13 protein-coding genes are annotated in these 14,674 nt (G+C 73.4%); 7 read left to right on the forward strand and 6 right to left on the reverse strand.

Annotated features, from left to right (window positions below; all coding sequences use genetic code 11):
• Positions 1 to 115: 115 nt before the first annotated feature.
• The 5 genes from ACIPAE_RS15680 to ACIPAE_RS15700 all read left to right on the forward strand — a co-directional run bounded on the left by ACIPAE_RS15680 (position 116) and on the right by ACIPAE_RS15700 (position 5,714).
• Positions 116 to 1,156, forward strand: coding sequence for a sugar ABC transporter substrate-binding protein (locus ACIPAE_RS15680; protein ID WP_328461980.1), 1,041 nt, complete (start codon positions 116 to 118; stop codon positions 1,154 to 1,156).
• Between the two features lie 3 nt (positions 1,157 to 1,159).
• Positions 1,160 to 2,734, forward strand: coding sequence for a sugar ABC transporter ATP-binding protein (locus tag ACIPAE_RS15685; RefSeq protein ID WP_402445525.1), 1,575 nt, complete (start codon positions 1,160 to 1,162; stop codon positions 2,732 to 2,734).
• On the forward strand, positions 2,731 to 3,768 hold the full coding sequence (locus ACIPAE_RS15690; RefSeq protein ID WP_328461978.1) for an ABC transporter permease: 1,038 nt from the start codon (positions 2,731 to 2,733) through the stop codon (positions 3,766 to 3,768). Before ACIPAE_RS15685 ends, ACIPAE_RS15690 begins: the two co-directional genes overlap by 4 nt.
• Before the next feature lie 120 nt (positions 3,769 to 3,888).
• Positions 3,889 to 4,866, forward strand: coding sequence for an aldo/keto reductase (locus tag ACIPAE_RS15695; protein ID WP_402445527.1), 978 nt, complete (start codon positions 3,889 to 3,891; stop codon positions 4,864 to 4,866).
• Positions 4,867 to 4,874: 8 nt separating this feature from the next.
• Positions 4,875 to 5,714 (forward strand): amidohydrolase family protein, encoded by an 840-nt coding sequence (locus ACIPAE_RS15700; RefSeq protein ID WP_402445529.1) that lies wholly within the window; start codon positions 4,875 to 4,877, stop codon positions 5,712 to 5,714.
• Positions 5,715 to 6,075: 361 nt separating this feature from the next.
• On the opposite strand, the gene ACIPAE_RS15705 is transcribed toward ACIPAE_RS15700, so the two are convergent.
• Together ACIPAE_RS15705 and ACIPAE_RS15710 are read right to left on the reverse strand one after the other, a co-directional pair.
• Entirely contained in the window at positions 6,076 to 6,747 is a 672-nt protein-coding gene (locus ACIPAE_RS15705; RefSeq protein ID WP_329371244.1) for a FadR/GntR family transcriptional regulator, read from the reverse strand.
• A 118-nt stretch (positions 6,748 to 6,865) separates the two neighbouring features.
• A complete protein-coding gene (locus ACIPAE_RS15710) occupies positions 6,866 to 7,660 on the reverse strand; it encodes a helix-turn-helix domain-containing protein (protein WP_366414401.1) in 795 nt (264 codons plus the stop codon).
• Positions 7,661 to 7,739: 79 nt separating this feature from the next.
• Between ACIPAE_RS15710 and ACIPAE_RS15715 the strand changes: the two genes are divergently transcribed.
• Positions 7,740 to 8,336 (forward strand): TIGR03086 family metal-binding protein, encoded by a 597-nt coding sequence (locus ACIPAE_RS15715; RefSeq protein WP_366414400.1) that lies wholly within the window; start codon positions 7,740 to 7,742, stop codon positions 8,334 to 8,336.
• Positions 8,333 to 9,121 (forward strand): hypothetical protein, encoded by a 789-nt coding sequence (locus tag ACIPAE_RS15720; protein ID WP_402445532.1) that lies wholly within the window; start codon positions 8,333 to 8,335, stop codon positions 9,119 to 9,121. Before ACIPAE_RS15715 ends, ACIPAE_RS15720 begins: the two co-directional genes overlap by 4 nt.
• 15 nt (positions 9,122 to 9,136) lie before the next feature.
• On the opposite strand, the gene ACIPAE_RS15725 is transcribed toward ACIPAE_RS15720, so the two are convergent.
• From ACIPAE_RS15725 to ACIPAE_RS15740, 4 genes are all read right to left on the reverse strand, one after another.
• On the reverse strand, positions 9,137 to 10,750 hold the full coding sequence (locus tag ACIPAE_RS15725) for a glycerol-3-phosphate dehydrogenase/oxidase (protein WP_328461971.1): 1,614 nt from the start codon (positions 10,748 to 10,750) through the stop codon (positions 9,137 to 9,139).
• A gap of 8 nt (positions 10,751 to 10,758) precedes the next feature.
• Positions 10,759 to 12,273: a glycerol kinase GlpK gene (glpK, locus tag ACIPAE_RS15730; RefSeq protein WP_329374418.1), complete on the reverse strand. Its 1,515-nt coding sequence runs from the start codon at positions 12,271 to 12,273 to the stop codon at positions 10,759 to 10,761.
• A 266-nt stretch (positions 12,274 to 12,539) separates the two neighbouring features.
• The gene (locus ACIPAE_RS15735) at positions 12,540 to 13,406 is read right to left on the reverse strand and encodes an MIP/aquaporin family protein (RefSeq protein WP_402445535.1); all 867 of its coding nucleotides are present in this window, start codon (positions 13,404 to 13,406) and stop codon (positions 12,540 to 12,542) included.
• 196 nt (positions 13,407 to 13,602) lie between these two features.
• Positions 13,603 to 14,367: an IclR family transcriptional regulator gene (locus ACIPAE_RS15740; RefSeq protein ID WP_329371254.1), complete on the reverse strand. Its 765-nt coding sequence runs from the start codon at positions 14,365 to 14,367 to the stop codon at positions 13,603 to 13,605.
• Positions 14,368 to 14,674 lie beyond the last annotated feature (307 nt).

The following is a 14,674-nucleotide window of genomic DNA, read 5'->3' on the forward strand; positions in this document are numbered from 1 at the left end:
GACCCCGCACGATCCGCATGACCCGCACGATCCGCTCCACCCGCTCCACCAGCTCCGCCCGCTCCACCCTTCGCAGAGCCGACATCACCCACACCCGGAAGGGCAGGACTCGACGATGAGACTGCGCACGACGACCGTGGCCGCCTGTGCCGCGCTGCTCGCGGTCACCGCGCTCGCGGGCTGCAACAGAGGCAGCGAAAGCAAGGCAGGAGGAAGTTCGGGCAAGGTGGGTATCGACCTGCCGCGCTCGGACAGCGACTTCTGGAACTCGTACAACGGCTACATCGAGAAGGACATCAAGGCCGGCGCGGTCTCCGCGCTGCCGCGTACCAACTCGCAGAACGACATCGGCAAGCTCGTCGCCAACGTGCAGAGCTTCGCCAACGAGGGCGCCAAGGCGATCGTGATGGCCCCGCAGGACACCGGTGCGATCGCCTCCACCCTCGACCAGATGGCGAAGAAGAAGATACCGGTGATCAGCGTCGACACCCGCCCGGACAAGGGGCAGGTGTACATGGTGGTGCGCGCCGACAACAAGGCGTACGGCACGAACGCCTGCAAGTACCTGGGCGCGCAGCTCAAGGGCAAGGGCAAGGTGGCCGAGTTCGAGGGCGACCTGTCCTCCATCAACGGCCGGGACCGCTCGGAGGCGTTCGCCTCCTGCATGAAGACCAACTTCCCCGGCATCAAGGTGATCCCGCTCGTCACCAACTGGGACGGCGCGACCGCGTCGGCCAAGCTGCAGACCACGCTGGCCTCCAACCCGGACCTCAACGGCCTCTACATGCAGGCCGGCGGCGTCTTCCTGCAGCCCACCCTCGCGCTGCTGAAGCAGAAGGGCCTGCTCAAGCCGGCCGGTACCGCGGGCCACATCACCATCATCTCCAACGACGGCATCCCGGAGGAGTTCAAGGCGATCAAGGCCGGCCAGATCGACGCGACGATCTCCCAGCCCGCCGACACCTACGCCAAGTACGCGCTGTACTACGCGAAGGCGGCCATGGCGGGCAAGACCTTCAAGCCCGGCCCGACCGACCACGGCTCGAACATCATCAAGATCCCGAACGGCCTGGAGGACCAGCTGCCGGCGCCGCTGGTGACCAAGGCCAACGTGGACGACCCCAGCCTGTGGGCCAACCAGCTCGGGAAGAGCTGACCCATGGCCGAGGCCGTACCGCCCGCCGCGGTCCACGCGGAGGGCATCGTCAAACGGTTCGGGGCCACCGTGGCCCTCGACCAGGTGGGCATCACCGTCGCGGCCGGCGACTCGCACGCGCTCGTCGGCCGCAACGGCGCCGGGAAGTCCACCCTCGTGTCCGTGCTGACCGGGCTTCAGCACCCGGACGCCGGCCAGGTCCGGTTCCAGGGCGAGCCGGCACCCGCGGCCGGCGACACCGCCGGCTGGCAGGCGAAGGTGGCGTGCGTCTACCAGAAGTCCATGGTGGTCCCGGACCTGACCGTCGCGGAGAACCTGTTCCTCAACCGCTTCGGCGGCGGGCGGATCAGGTGGTCGGCGCTGCGCACCCGGGCCCGCGACCTGCTGGGCGAGTACGGCGTCGACGTCGATCCCAACGCGCGGGCCGGCGATCTCACCGTGGAGCAGGGCCAGTTCGTGGAGATCGCCCGGGCGCTGTCCTTCGGCGCCCGCTTCATCATCCTCGACGAGCCCACCGCGCAGCTCGACGCGGCCGGCATCGACCGGCTCTTCACCAAGCTGCGCGAACTCCAGCGGCAGGGCGTGGCGTTCCTCTTCATCTCGCACCACCTGCAAGAGGTCTACGACCTGTGCACCACGGTCACCGTCTACCGCGACGCGCGGCACGTGCTGACCGCGCCGGTCGCGGAGCTCGGCAAGGACGCGCTGGTGGAGGCGATGACCGGGGAGGCGCCCGGCGGCAACGCGGCGTCCTGGCACGCGAAGTCGGCACCGTCCGGGGCCGTCTCCGGCAGGGACGGCCGCGGCGGCGAAGGTGGCGGTGACGGTGACGGCGCCGTGCTGCGGGCCGACGGGCTGTCCCTGGCGGACGCCTTCGAGCCGGTCGACTTCGCGGTCCGCCCGGGCGAGGTGCTGGGCCTGGCCGGGGCCACCGCGAGCGGCAACACCGCGCTCGGCGAGACCCTGGTCGGGCTGCGCAAGGCCACCACGGGCCGCACCCTGGTCGGCGGCAAGCCGGTCAAGCCCGGCAGCGTCCCGCACGCGCTGGGCGCCGGCATCGGCTACGTACCGGAGGACCGGCACCGCCAGGGCCTGGTCCTGAACCGCAGCGTCGCGGAGAACGCCACGCTGTCGGTGACCGACCAACTCGGTCCGTACGGAACGGTGTTGCCCGGCCGGACCAGGGCCTTCGCCCAGCGCATGATCAACTCGCTGGACATCAAGACCTCGGGGCCGGCCCAGCCGGTCTCCGACCTGTCCGGCGGCAACCAGCAGAAGGTCGTCATCGCCCGCGCGATGGCCCGCGAGCCGCGGGTGCTGGTGGCGATCCGGCCCACCGCCGGCGTCGACGTGAAGTCCAAGGACGCGCTGCTCGGCGTGGTGCGGGGGGTCGCCGACCGCGGCGACGCGGCCGTCATCGTCTCCGACGAACTGGACGACCTGCGGGTCTGCGACCGGGTGATCGCGCTCTTCCACGGGCGGGTGATCGCCGAGTTCGGCAGCGGATGGAGCGACCGGGACCTGGTCTCGGCGATGGAAGGGCTGCCCGCGGGCAGCCACGAGGAGACCGAGGAATGAGTGACGTGAGCCAGTTGACCGCGGAAGCGGCCGCCCCGGACCAGCCGAAGCGGGCCGTGGCGCGGCTCAGGGTCGCCAACTACCGCGACCTGTCCCTGATCCCGGTGATCTTCATCGTGGGCGTGGTCGGATTCATCGTCTCGCCCACCTTCCTGACCTCCGACAACCTGATCGGCGTCCTCCAGCAGTGCAGCGAGCTGAGCCTGCTGGTGCTCGGCGAGGCGATGATCCTGATCCTCGGCCGGATGGACCTGTCGCTGGAGTCCACCATCGGGGTGGCCCCGGTGATCGCCATGTGGCTGGTGATGCCCAGGACCGGCTCGGCGACCTACCACGGCATCGGGTTGCTGCCCGGTTGGACCTCGATCCCGATCTGCCTGCTGGTCGGCGTCGTGGTCGGCGGGTTCAACGGCTTCATGATCCTCAAACTGAGAGTCAACGGCTTCATCGCCACCCTCGGCATGCTCACCATGCTGCGCGGGCTGCAAGTCGGCATCTCCCAGGGCAAGTCCATCGTCGAGGTGCCCAAGTCCTTCTCGTACCTGGGCGGCGCGTCCTGGCTCGGCGCCCCCGCGGCGATCTGGATCTGCCTGGTGCTGTTCGTGGCCGGCGGGCTCGCCCTCGGCTACCTGCGGCACGGCCGCGCGCTGTACGCCATCGGCGGCAACAAGGAGGCCGCCCGCGCGGCCGGCATCCGGGTCGACCTGATCACCTGGTCGGTGCTGGCCATCGCCTCGCTGCTCGCCGCCTTCGCCGGCATCCTCTACGTCGGCCACTACGGCGCGATCTCCTCCACCCAGGGCCAGAACTGGATCTTCCAGGTCTTCGCGGCCACCGTGATCGGCGGGATCAGCCTCAACGGCGGTCGCGGCACCCTCTTCGGCGCCCTCACCGGAGTGGTCGCCCTCCAACTCGTGGTGAACGTGATGACGCTCGGCGGGGTGCCGCCGCTGTGGAACCAGTTCCTCTACGGTGCGATCATCATCGTCGCCCTGATCATCTCCCGGTTCGCGAGCGGGGAACAGGAGGACTAGCCCGCAGTCAGCAGTCAGCAGTCAGCAGTCGGCCGGGGGCAGGCCGCCCCCGGCCGCTTCCGGCCGCCCCGCCCGGCCCCGGCACCGTACCGACGCACACCGCAAGGAGAGACCCACCCCATGCCCGTACCGGCACTGCCCCGGCTCGGCCTCGGCTGCGCCCCGCTGGCCAACCTCTACACCGCGATCACCGACGAGCAGGCCGAGGCCACGGTCGCGGCGGCGTTCGACACCTTCGGCGGGGACGTGACCTACCTCGACACCGCGCCGCACTACGGCATGGGCCGCTCCGAGGAGCGGCTGGGCCGGGCGCTGGCCGGGCGGGACCGGGCGTCGTACCTGCTGTCGACCAAGGTCGGCCGGCGGCTGCGCGACCTCGGCCCCGGCGAGTCCCCGGACGAGCAGGGCTACGTCGACAGCCCCGCCCGGGCCCGGGAGTGGGACTTCACCGCGGACGGCATCAACGCCACCCTGGAGGGCTCGCTGAAGCGCCTCGGCGTGGACAGCGTGGACATCGTCTACCTGCACGACGTCGAGGACCACCTGCGCGAGGTCCGCACCAGCGGCTTCCCGGCGCTCGCCGCCCTGCGCGACCAGGGCGTGGTCAAGGCGATCGGCTTCGGCATGAACTACAGCGGGGTGATGGCCGGCCTCGTCGCCGACCTCGACGTCGACGTGGTGCTGTGCGCGGGCCGTTGGACACTGCTGGAGCGCACCGCGTACGACGACCTGCTGCCGGTCTGCGAGCGGCGCGGCACCCAGGTGGTGGTCGGCGGCGTCTACAACTCCGGTCTGCTCGCCGACCCCAGGCCCGGCGCCCACTACAACTACGAGGCCGCGCCGACCGGCCTGATCGAGCGGGCCCAGCACATCCAGCGGGTCTGCGCGGAGTTCGGGGTGCCGCTGCGGGCGGCCGCACTGCGCTACCCCTTCGCGCACCCCTCGGTGGTCTGCGCGGTGGTCGGCGCGGCCAACGAGGCCGAAGTCCGGGACAACGCGGCCCTGTTCGACCACGCGATCCCCGACGACCTGTGGCACGCGCTCGTCGAGCGGGGACTGCTCGACGCGGACGTGCCCCTGCCGCTGACGGGGAAGTGAGCGCACCCATGCGAATCGACGCGCACCACCACCTGTGGGACCTCGGCCGCCGCCCGCAGCCCTGGCTGAAGGGCGACGCCCTCGAACCCATCAACCGCACCTTCGCGCTGCCCGAGTTGGCGCCGCTGCTCGACGCCCACGACATCGCCGCGACCGTCGTCGTGCAGTCCAGCTCCTCGCTCGACGAGACCCGCGAACTGCTCGCCATCGCCCGCGGTTCGCACGGCCGGATCGCCGGGGTGGTCGGCTGGGCCGACCTCGCCGACCCCGACGGGCTGCCCGCGGTGCTCACCGAACTCGCCGCGGCCGGACCGCTGGTCGGCATCCGCCACCAGATCCAGGACGAGGCCGACCCGCAGTGGCTGGACCGGCCCGACATCCGCGCCGGGCTGCGCGCCCTGGGCGCCGCCGGTCTCGCCTACGACCTGCTCGTCACCCCGCGCGAACTGCCCGCGGCGCTCGCCGCCGTCGAGGAACTGCCCGAGGTGCGCTTCGTGCTGGACCACGCCGGCAAGCCGCCGATCGCGGCGGGGGAGTGGGAGCCGTGGGCCGAGCAGATCGCCGGCATCGCCGACCACCCCAACGCGATGTGCAAGCTGTCCGGGCTGATCACCGAGGCCGACTGGGAATCCTGGCGGCCCCAGGACGTCCTGCCCTACGCCCGGCACGTGCTGGCGGCCTTCGGCTCCGACCGGGTGCTGTTCGGCTCCGACTGGCCCGTGTGCACCCTCGCCGGCCGCTACTCCGACGTGTTCGCGCTCGCGGAGCAGGCTACGGCCTCCCTGGCCCCGGAGGAACGCGAGGCGGTGCTGGGCGGCAACGCCATCCGTGCGTACGGGTTGGCCTGACCCTCCGGGGTGCCCTGTCCTCGCCGTTGGGGACCTCGCGGTCCGCGGTGGCCGGTCGCGCGGTTCTCCCCCTGGCTTCGCAGAGAGCTGCCCCCACGCGCCCCTGATGTGGTGGGGGGGGGGGGGGGGGGGGGGGGGGCGCCCCCCCCCGCGCCCCGGGGGGGGGGGGGGGGGGGGGGGGCCCGCCCGCGGCGGCGGGGGGGGGGGGGGGGGGGGGGGGGGGGGGGGGGGGGGGGGGGGGGGGGGGGGCCGGGCGGGGGGGGGGGGCGGGGGGCCGGGCGGCCCCCCCCCCCCCCCCCCGCCCCCCGCGGGCGCCCCCCCCCCCCCCCCCCCCCCCCCCACCACATCAGGGGCACCGCTTTCACAGGGTGGAGCGAAGCCACTGCTCGACGCTGGCGACGTGGACCGTCGCCCAGGACCGCGCCGCCTCGGCGTCGCGGTCGCGCAGCGCCGCCAGGATCGCCCGGTGCTCGTGGAGCGTGCGGCTGACCGCGTCCTCCTGGGTGAGCCCGCGCCAGACCCGGGCGCGGGTGGTCGGACCGGAGAGCCCGTCGAGCAGCGAACAGAGCACGGAGTTGCCGGAGCCCTGCACGATGCCGCGGTGGAAGTCCAGGTCCGAGGCGACCAGTTGCTCCACGGACGGGGTGGGGCCGAGGGCGTCCAGCTTGCCCTCCAGCACGTCGAGGGCCTCCGGGGTGATCCGTACCGCCGCCATCGCGGTGGCCGCCGGTTCGAGGATGCGCCGCACCGCGAGGAACTCCAGCACCGTGTCGTCCCGGTGGAAGTCCACCACGAAGCTCAGCGCCTCCAGCAGCAGCTGGGGGTCGAGGCTGGTGACGTAGGTGCCGTCGCCCTGGCGCACGTCGAGGATGCGGATCAGCGACAGCGCGCGCACCGCCTCGCGCAGGGAGTTGCGGGACAGGCCCAACTCGGCCGCGAGCTCGCTCTCCTTGGGCAACCGGTCTCCCGGCCGCAGCGCCCCCGAGACGATCATGTCCTTGATCTTCTCGATCGCCTCATCCGTGACCGCCATCCGGGCCCTCCCCAGTTCCACATCCCCTGGCACCACGCCGTGCCAGACCTCCGATGTATCTCCATTATGAGCCACAACCCCGCCCCGTCCTAACGGTCGCCCCCACCAGTTCCGCGGATCACCGCCCGGCGTAGTGCGTCGGCGGTACTCCGGTGGCAGCGGTGAAGTCGCGGATGAAGTGCGACTGGTCCGCGTAGCCGAGCTCGGCGGCGAGCGCCGGCCAGTCGATGCGGGTGCCCTCGTCGGCCCGTGCGGCGGCTTCGTGCAGCCGGGCCCGGCGCAGTACCCACTTCGGCGACGCTCCGACGTATTCGGCGAACAGCCGCTGGAGGCGCCGCACCGGCAGTCCCGACTCGCGGGCCACCGCGTCCACCCGCAGGGTGCCGGGGTCGGCGGTGAGGCGCTCCACGAGCGCGCCCGCCCGGGCGACCCGGGGATCGGGCACCGCGGGCAAGAACCCGAGCAGGAAGCGGTCCACCGCCGCGGACATCGCGTCCAGGTCCTCCATCGCCAGCACCTCCCGGCCCAGCGCCCGCGCCTCGGCCCCGAAGTACTCGGCGGCGGGCACCGAGCGGTCCACCAGCTCCGCCACCGGCCCCCGGGCGAACGGCCGGAAGGCCCCCGCCCGGAACCGCACCCCGAACGCCTGCCCCCGCCCGTGCAGCACCCGCCGGTACAGCGCCCGCTGCACCCCGTACACCAGCGGCACCGGCTCCTCGAAGACCAGGTGCACGTTCGGGTGCGCGAGCACGTCCTGCACATGGTCGGGCCGGCCGCGCAGGTCCCAGCGCGGGTTCCAGTAGTACTCGACGTACGGCGCGAGGGCGGCGGCCGGCGGGTGCAGCGGGACCGTGAGGTGGGCTGCGGCCGTCGCCGGCCGCAGCACCCCGCGCCCCATCCCGTGCCTGCTCATGGCCCCAGCCTAGGAAGCCGCGGACCGCCTGTCGCGTTTGTTCAAGACCGGCCGCGCGCCGCGTCCTAGCGTCGGAGCCATGAATGCCATCGACTCGCACCGCACCGTCCACCCGCGGCTCGCCGACGCCGCCGCCGAGGCCGCCCGGATCACCGCGGCGGTCACGCCCGGGCAGCTCACCGGCCCCACACCCTGCCCCGAGTACGACACCCGCGCCCTGGCCAACCACCTCGTCGCGTACACCGGCCTCGGCATGGAGCTGCGCGCACGCCGCGAGCCGCACCCCGACGACCTGGCCACCCGCGACTTCACCGCGGAACCGGAGTGGGCCGCGGCGTACGCGCGGCAGCTCGACCGCGCGGTGGCCGCGTGGGCCGAACCCGCCGCGTGGGAGGGCGAGATCCCGATGGGCGAGGCGGCCATGCCGGCCGACGCCACCGCGCGCATGCTCTTCCTCGAACTCGCCCTGCACGGCTGGGACCTCGCCAGGGCCACCGGCCAGGACTACCGCGCCGGCGACGCCACCGCGCGGCTGCTGCGCGACGTGGTCGGGGAGTTCGCCGACATGTACCGCCAGTACAAGGGGTTCGCCGAGCCGGCCACGCCCCGGCCCGGCGCCACCGCGCTGGAAATCGCTGTCGCGGCATCCGGCCGGGACCCATACTGGCGCGCGTGATCCAGTACGAACTGATCGACCGGGTGCGGGCGCTGTGCCGCGCCGACGAGACCATCCGCGCGGCCCTGATGTACGGCTCCTTCGCGGCGGGCGAGGGCGACCCGCACAGCGACGTCGAGTTCTGGCTGTTCCTCGACCCGAAGGCGCGCGCCGCCCTCGACCCCGCGGCCTGGTGCGCCGAGGTCGCCCCGGTCCACCTCGTGCTGCGCAACGAGTTCGGCACCCATGTGGCGCTCTTCCCCGGGCCGGTGCGCGGCGAGTTCCACTTCGCCAGCACCGAGGACATCGCGTCGGTGGGGGAGTGGCCGGCCCGGGGCGCGGCGGTCGACGCGATGGTCGTGGTGGACCGCGACGGGGCGCTGACCCCGGTGCTCGCCGGGCTGCCCGAGCAGGCGGTACTGCCCGCCGGGGCCGACGAGATCGCCGACCTGTGCGGGCGGTTCGCGAACTGGATGGTGCTCGCCGCCCACGTCACCGCCCGCGGCGAGCGGCTGCGCGCCCAGGACGCCCTCGCGCACGCCGCCCGCCACCTGCTGTGGATGGCCCGCCTCGCCGAGCACAGCACCGCGCACTGGCTCACCCCGTCCCGCGCCGCCGAGGCCGAACTGCCGCGCCGTACGGTCGACGCGGTCGCCGCCGGCACCCTCGCCGACCTGTGGCGGGAGGGCCGGGAGCGCTGGCTGACCCTGCTGGAGCGGATCGGCCACCCGCGCCCCGCCGCCCTCCTGGCGGAACTCGACGCGCTGCTGACCCCCGGGCCCGCGCTCCCGCCCGCCAACGGCTGAACGAGGGCCGCGCGCTCAGTCCCTGCGCGCCCGCAGGATGCGCTCGACCCCTGCTCGTACCTCCGGGGTGTCCAGGCCGCGGATGGTGAGGGTGGTCCGGCGGCGCAGCACGTCGTCCACGTCGTACGCCCACTCGTGGTCGCGGGCGTAGACCACCTGCGCCCAGATCTCCGGGGCGTCCGGGTGGATGCGCGTCGCCAGCGCCGGGTCCTCGTTGGCGAGGCGGGCGATGTCGAAGGCGAGCGAGCCGTAGTGCCCGGCGAGGTGGCCCGCGGTGTCGCCGGCCATCCGCGGGCCGGGCGCGATGCCGTCCACGACCAGCCGGTGCGCGACCGCGCCGGGGCTGGCGAACCCGGGCAGCGGGGCGTGCCTGGGCAGCCGGTCCAGCGGCTCCATGTCGTCGGCGAGCGGGTGCCCGGGCAGTTCCGCGAGCTTCGCCAGCACCGTGCGGCCGATGTGCCGGAAGGTCGTCCACTTGCCGCCCGCGACCGACAGCATGCCGCCGCGGCCCTCGGTGACCACCGTCTCCCGCTTCGCCTTCGCGGTGTCGCCGGGGCCGCCGGGCAGCACCCGCAGCCCGGCGAAGGAGTACGTGATCAGGTCCCGGGTGAGCTGCCGGTCCCGGACCGAGAAGGCCGCCTCGTCCAGGATCTGGGCGATGTCGGCCTCGGTGACCGCCACCTCGCCCGGATCACCTTCGTACGCCTCGTCGGTCGTGCCGAGCAGCAGCATGCCCTCCCACGGCAGCGCGAAGGTGATCCGGTACTTGTCGATCGGCGTGGCCAGTGCGGCCCGCCACGGCGAGGTCCGCTTCAGCACCAGGTGGGCGCCCTTGGACAGCCGGATCGACGGGTCCGCGGCCGCGTCCTCCATCCGCCGCAGGTGGTCCACCCACGGGCCGGTCGCGTTGAGCACCAGCCGCGCGTCCACGCCGAACTCGGTGCCGTCGGTGCGGTCGCGCAGATCCGCGCCGGTCACCCGGCCGCGGGTGAAGCGCAGCCCGGTGACCTCGGCGTGGTTGAGCACGGTCGCGCCCGCGCCGACCGCGGCCCGCACCGTCATCAGCGCCATCCGGGCGTCGTTCATCTGCCCGTCCTCGTAGACCGCGACCGCGCGCAGGTCGTCGGTGCGCAGTTCGGGCACGTCGCGGGCGGCCCTGGCCGGGCTGATGACGTGCCCGACGCCGTCGCGGAAGGCGGACAGCGCGGAGTACGCGAACACGCCCGCGCCGAGCTTGGCCGCGCCGTGCGGACCGCCCTTGTACACCGGCAGGTAGAAGGTGAGCGGGTTGGCCAGGTGCGGCGCCACGTCCCGGGAGACCGCGCGCCGTTCGACGTGGTTCTCGGCGACCAGCCGCACCGCTCCGGTCTGGAGGTAGCGCAGGCCGCCGTGCAGCAGCTTGGAGGAGGCGGAGGAGGTGGCGCCGGCGAAGTCGCCGGCGTCCACCATCGCCACCCGCAGTCCCGACTGGGCGGCGTGCCAGGCGGTGGTGATGCCGAGGATGCCGCCGCCGATCACCAGCAGGTCGTACGTGGCGTGCCCGAGCAGGTCGCGGGTCTGGGCCCGCCCGGGGTTCGCGCCGGCGGTCGGGTGCGTCCCCAGGGCGGGGACGCGTTGCAGGGTGGTCATGGCGTTTCTCAGTGCTCCTCTTCTTCGATCCAGCCCATGGTCCGGGTCACGGCCTTGCGCCAGTTGTGGTACTCGCGGTCCCGGTCGGCGTCGGCCATCCGGGGCGTCCACTCCGCTGCCCGCTTCCAGTTGGCGCGCAGCGCGTCGGTGTCCGGCCAGAAGCCGACCGCGAGGCCGGCGGCGTAGGCCGCGCCCAGGCAGGTGGTCTCGGCGACCATGGGGCGCACCACGGGTGCGGCCAGCACGTCGGCGAGGGTCTGCATGAGCAGGTTGTTGGAGGTCATGCCGCCGTCGACCTTCAGGGCCGCCAGCTCGACGCCGGAGTCCTTGGTCATCGCGTCGGCGATCTCGCGGGTCTGCCAGGCGGTCGCCTCCAGGACGGCGCGGGCGATGTGCGCCTTGGTGACGTAGCGGGTCAGCCCGGCGATCACCCCGCGGGCGTCGTCCTGCCAGTAGGGCGCGAACAGCCCGGAGAAGGCCGGCACGAAGTAGGCGCCGCCGTTGTCCTCGACGGTCAGCGCCAGCGTCTCGATCTCGGCCGCCGTGCTGATCAGGCCCATCTGGTCGCGCATCCACTGCACCAGGGCGCCGGTGACCGCGATCGACCCCTCCAGCGCGTAGACCGGGGCGGCGTCGCCGATCCGGTAGCCGACCGTGGTGATCAGGCCGTTGCGGGAGTCGACCGGGGTCTCGCCGGTGTTGAGCAGCATGAACGTGCCGGTGCCGTAGGTGGACTTGGCCTCGCCCGGCGAGAAGCAGGTCTGGCCGAAGAGCGCGGCCTGCTGGTCGCCGAGCGCGGAGGCCACCGGGACGTCCGACAGGCCGCCGATGTCCGCGGTGCCGTAGACCTCGGAGGAGGAGCCGATCCGGGGCAGCACCGCGGCCGGCACGCCGATCGCGTCGAGGATGTCCTGGTCCCAGTCGAGGGTGCGCAGGTCCATCAGCAGCGTGCGGGAGGCGTTGGTGACGTCCGTGACGTGCACTCCGCCGTTCGCTCCGCCGGTGAGGTTCCAGATCACCCAGGAGTCCATGGTGCCGAAGAGGATGTCGCCGGCCTCGGCCCGCTCCCGCAGGCCGTCCACGTGGTCCAGCAGCCAGCGGATCTTGGGGCCGGCGAAGTACGACGCGAGCGGCAGCCCGGTGGTGGCGCGGAACCGGTCCTGGCCGACGTCCCGGCCCAGTTCGCGGCAGAGCGTGTCGGTGCGGGTGTCCTGCCAGACCAGCGCGTTGTGCACCGGCTCGCCGGTGTGCCGGTCCCACAGCAGCGTGGTCTCGCGCTGGTTGGTGATGCCGATCGCCTTGACGTCGGCGGGCTGGAAGCCGGGGATGTCCTGGGCGGCCTTGCGGATGGCGCCGGCCACCACCTCCTGGACGTTGGTCCAGATCTCGGCGGCGTCGTGCTCCACCCAGCCCGGCTTGGGGAAGATCTGCTCGTGTTCCTTCTGGTCGACGGCGACGATCCGGCCGTCCCGGTCGAAGACGATGCAGCGGCTGGACGTGGTGCCCTGGTCGATGGCCGCGATGAACGGCCCGGAGCCGTGGGAGGAGCCGGCGGAGCCGCCGGCGGCCTGGGTGGCGGAGGCGGTGCCGGCGGCGGTGTCGGTGCCGGTCGGGGTGTCGGTCACGGTGAGCTCCTGCTGGGTCTGGCGTCCTGTGCGGGCGGGTCTTGGCGAGGCGGTGGGCGAGGGCCGGCACGCGGTGCGCGGTGCGCGGCGGGTGGTGCGGGTCGGTACGGCGGCCGCGGTACGTCCGTACGGCGCGGGTCGCACCGTACGGACGCGGGTCCGCGCTACATGAAGGCCAGCCTGTACAGCCCGCCCGCGATCGCGGCGCCGACAAGCGGGCCGACCACCGGAATCCACGCGTATCCCCAGTCCGATCCGCCCTTGTTGGGCAGCGGCAGCAGCGCGTGCACGATCCGCGGGCCGAGGTCGCGGGCCGGGTTGATCGCGTACCCGGTGGGGCCGCCGAGCGACAGGCCGATGCCGACCACGAGCAGCGCGGTGAGCAGGATGCCCGTGCCGTTGAGGGCCAGGCCCTTGGTCATGCCCTGGGTGAGGATGAACAGCACCAGCACCGCGGTGGCGATGATCTCGGTGAGCAGGTTCTGCACCGGATTGCGGATCTCCGGGCCGGTGGAGAAGATGCCGAGCACCGGGCCGCCGGGCTGCGCCTGGTTGCCGGTGGTGGGCCCGGCCGGGTCGGCCTTCGGCGCGGACGCGGTGTCCACCGCGGTCGCGTGCGCGGTGCCGGCCGCGTCGCCGGCCCCGCCCTCGGCCGGGGCGGCCGGCGCGCCCACCACCGCGGGGTCGGTCAGATGAGCGTGGAACTGCCCGAGGTAGGCCGCCCAGACCAGCACCGCGCCGATGATCGCACCGCCGAACTCGCCGATCAGGTAGTAGGGCATGGTGCTCCAGTCGCCGGTCTTGATGGCGATGCCCAAGGTGACGGCCGGGTTGAGCTGGCCGCCCGAGTAGCCGTTGGCGATGTAGGCGCCGCCCAGCACCGCGAGGCCCCAGCCGAAGGAGATCGCCACCCAGCCGGCGTCCTTGGCCTTGGATCTCTTGAGCGTCACCGCGGCGCAGACGCCGCCGCCGAGCAGGATCAGAACGGCGGTACCGAAGAGCTCGCCGATGACTATGTGGCCGTTGGACACGTCGACTCCTTTGTCCCAGTCCCTGAGCCGCGATCCGACTTCCGTCCGTTGTTCGACATTGTCGACCGCAGGTCGAAAGTCTCGCCCTCCGCGCTGACCAGGTCAAGAGTGCTGTGACGGAGCAGACGCCCGCCGTGCCGCCAGGAGGGCCGGGCGGGGTGACCGGACACCGCCCCGCACCCGGGTCGCGGGTGGATCAGAACCGCCCCGCGCCCAGGTCGCGGGAGACCGCCCGCGCGCAGTCCCGTACCGCCGCGACCAGCCGCGGCCTGATCCCGCTGTCGTCGCAGACCCGCTCCACCGCGCCGGTGATGCCCACCGCGCCGACCGGCATCCGCCGCCGGTCGTGCACCGGCGCGGCGACCGACGCCACGCCGTCCCAGGTCTCCTCCAGGTCCGCGGCCCACCCCCGGGCCCGGGTCAGGTCGAGCACCGCCTCGAAGTCCGCGGCGGACGTCACCGTCCGCCCGGTCAGCGCGGCCCGCTCGCCCTCGGCCGCCTCGCTGTGCGCGACCGGGTCGTACGCCGCCAGCACCTTGCCGAGCGCGGTGCTGTGCAGCGGCTGCATGGCGCCGACCTCCAGCACTTGGCGGCTGTCGTCCGGCCGGAAGACGTGGTGCACGATCAGCACGCCCTGCTGGTGCAGCACCCCCAGGTACGCGGCCTCGCCGCTCGACCTGGCCAGGTCGTCGGTCCACACCAGGGCGCGGGCCCGCAGCTCGTGCACGTCCAGGAAGCTGTTGCCCAGCCGCAGCAGCTCCGCGCCGAGCTGGTACTTCCCCGACACCGGGTCCTGCTCGACGAAGCCCTCCTGCTGGAGGGTGCGCAGGATGCCGTGCGCGGTGCCCTTGGCCAGGCCGAGCGAGGACGCCACGTCCGACAGCCCCAGCCGCCGCTCACCGCCCGCCAGCAGCCGCAGGATCGCCGCGGCGCGTTCCAGTGACTGGATGGGACCTGGCATGGCGGGCGCTCCAAGAAGTACGGGACGGCGCGGGTCGCCGACCGGTGCCCGCCGGCGGCCGGATGCGGCCGGGGCGGGCACGGTCGACGAAGCTCCGGGTCGACAATGTCGACCTTCATCATTCTTCATCATGGCAGAGCGGGGTGGGCACCTCACCAGCGCCACCCGTCCGCTCTCTGGAATCGGCCGAGCCGTTCCGGCCGCGCCCGCTACGCTGGCGGAGTGCGTGCCGTGCGGGCGCGGCCTTTCCCGGCCCGCCCGCGCGGCCAGCGCATAGCCGACAGCCGTCGCACTCCAGGGAGCAGTC

Origin of the sequence: Streptomyces sp. NPDC087270 (assembly GCF_044744625.1) — a bacterium.
GTDB lineage: Bacteria > Actinomycetota > Actinomycetes > Streptomycetales > Streptomycetaceae > Actinacidiphila.

Coding starts and splice junctions, on each gene's coding strand:
- ACIPAE_RS15710 (WP_366414401.1), bottom strand. CDS start 7,660: ATGAGCAGGCACGGGATGGGGCGCGGGGTGCTGCGGCCGGCGACGGCC.
- ACIPAE_RS15695 (WP_402445527.1), top strand. CDS start 3,889: ATGCCCGTACCGGCACTGCCCCGGCTCGGCCTCGGCTGCGCCCCGCTG.
- ACIPAE_RS15680 (WP_328461980.1), top strand. CDS start 116: ATGAGACTGCGCACGACGACCGTGGCCGCCTGTGCCGCGCTGCTCGCG.
- ACIPAE_RS15685 (WP_402445525.1), top strand. CDS start 1,160: ATGGCCGAGGCCGTACCGCCCGCCGCGGTCCACGCGGAGGGCATCGTC.
- ACIPAE_RS15740 (WP_329371254.1), bottom strand. CDS start 14,367: ATGCCAGGTCCCATCCAGTCACTGGAACGCGCCGCGGCGATCCTGCGG.
- ACIPAE_RS15705 (WP_329371244.1), bottom strand. CDS start 6,747: ATGGCGGTCACGGATGAGGCGATCGAGAAGATCAAGGACATGATCGTC.
- ACIPAE_RS15715 (WP_366414400.1), top strand. CDS start 7,740: ATGAATGCCATCGACTCGCACCGCACCGTCCACCCGCGGCTCGCCGAC.
- ACIPAE_RS15725 (WP_328461971.1), bottom strand. CDS start 10,750: ATGACCACCCTGCAACGCGTCCCCGCCCTGGGGACGCACCCGACCGCC.
- ACIPAE_RS15690 (WP_328461978.1), top strand. CDS start 2,731: ATGAGTGACGTGAGCCAGTTGACCGCGGAAGCGGCCGCCCCGGACCAG.
- ACIPAE_RS15700 (WP_402445529.1), top strand. CDS start 4,875: ATGCGAATCGACGCGCACCACCACCTGTGGGACCTCGGCCGCCGCCCG.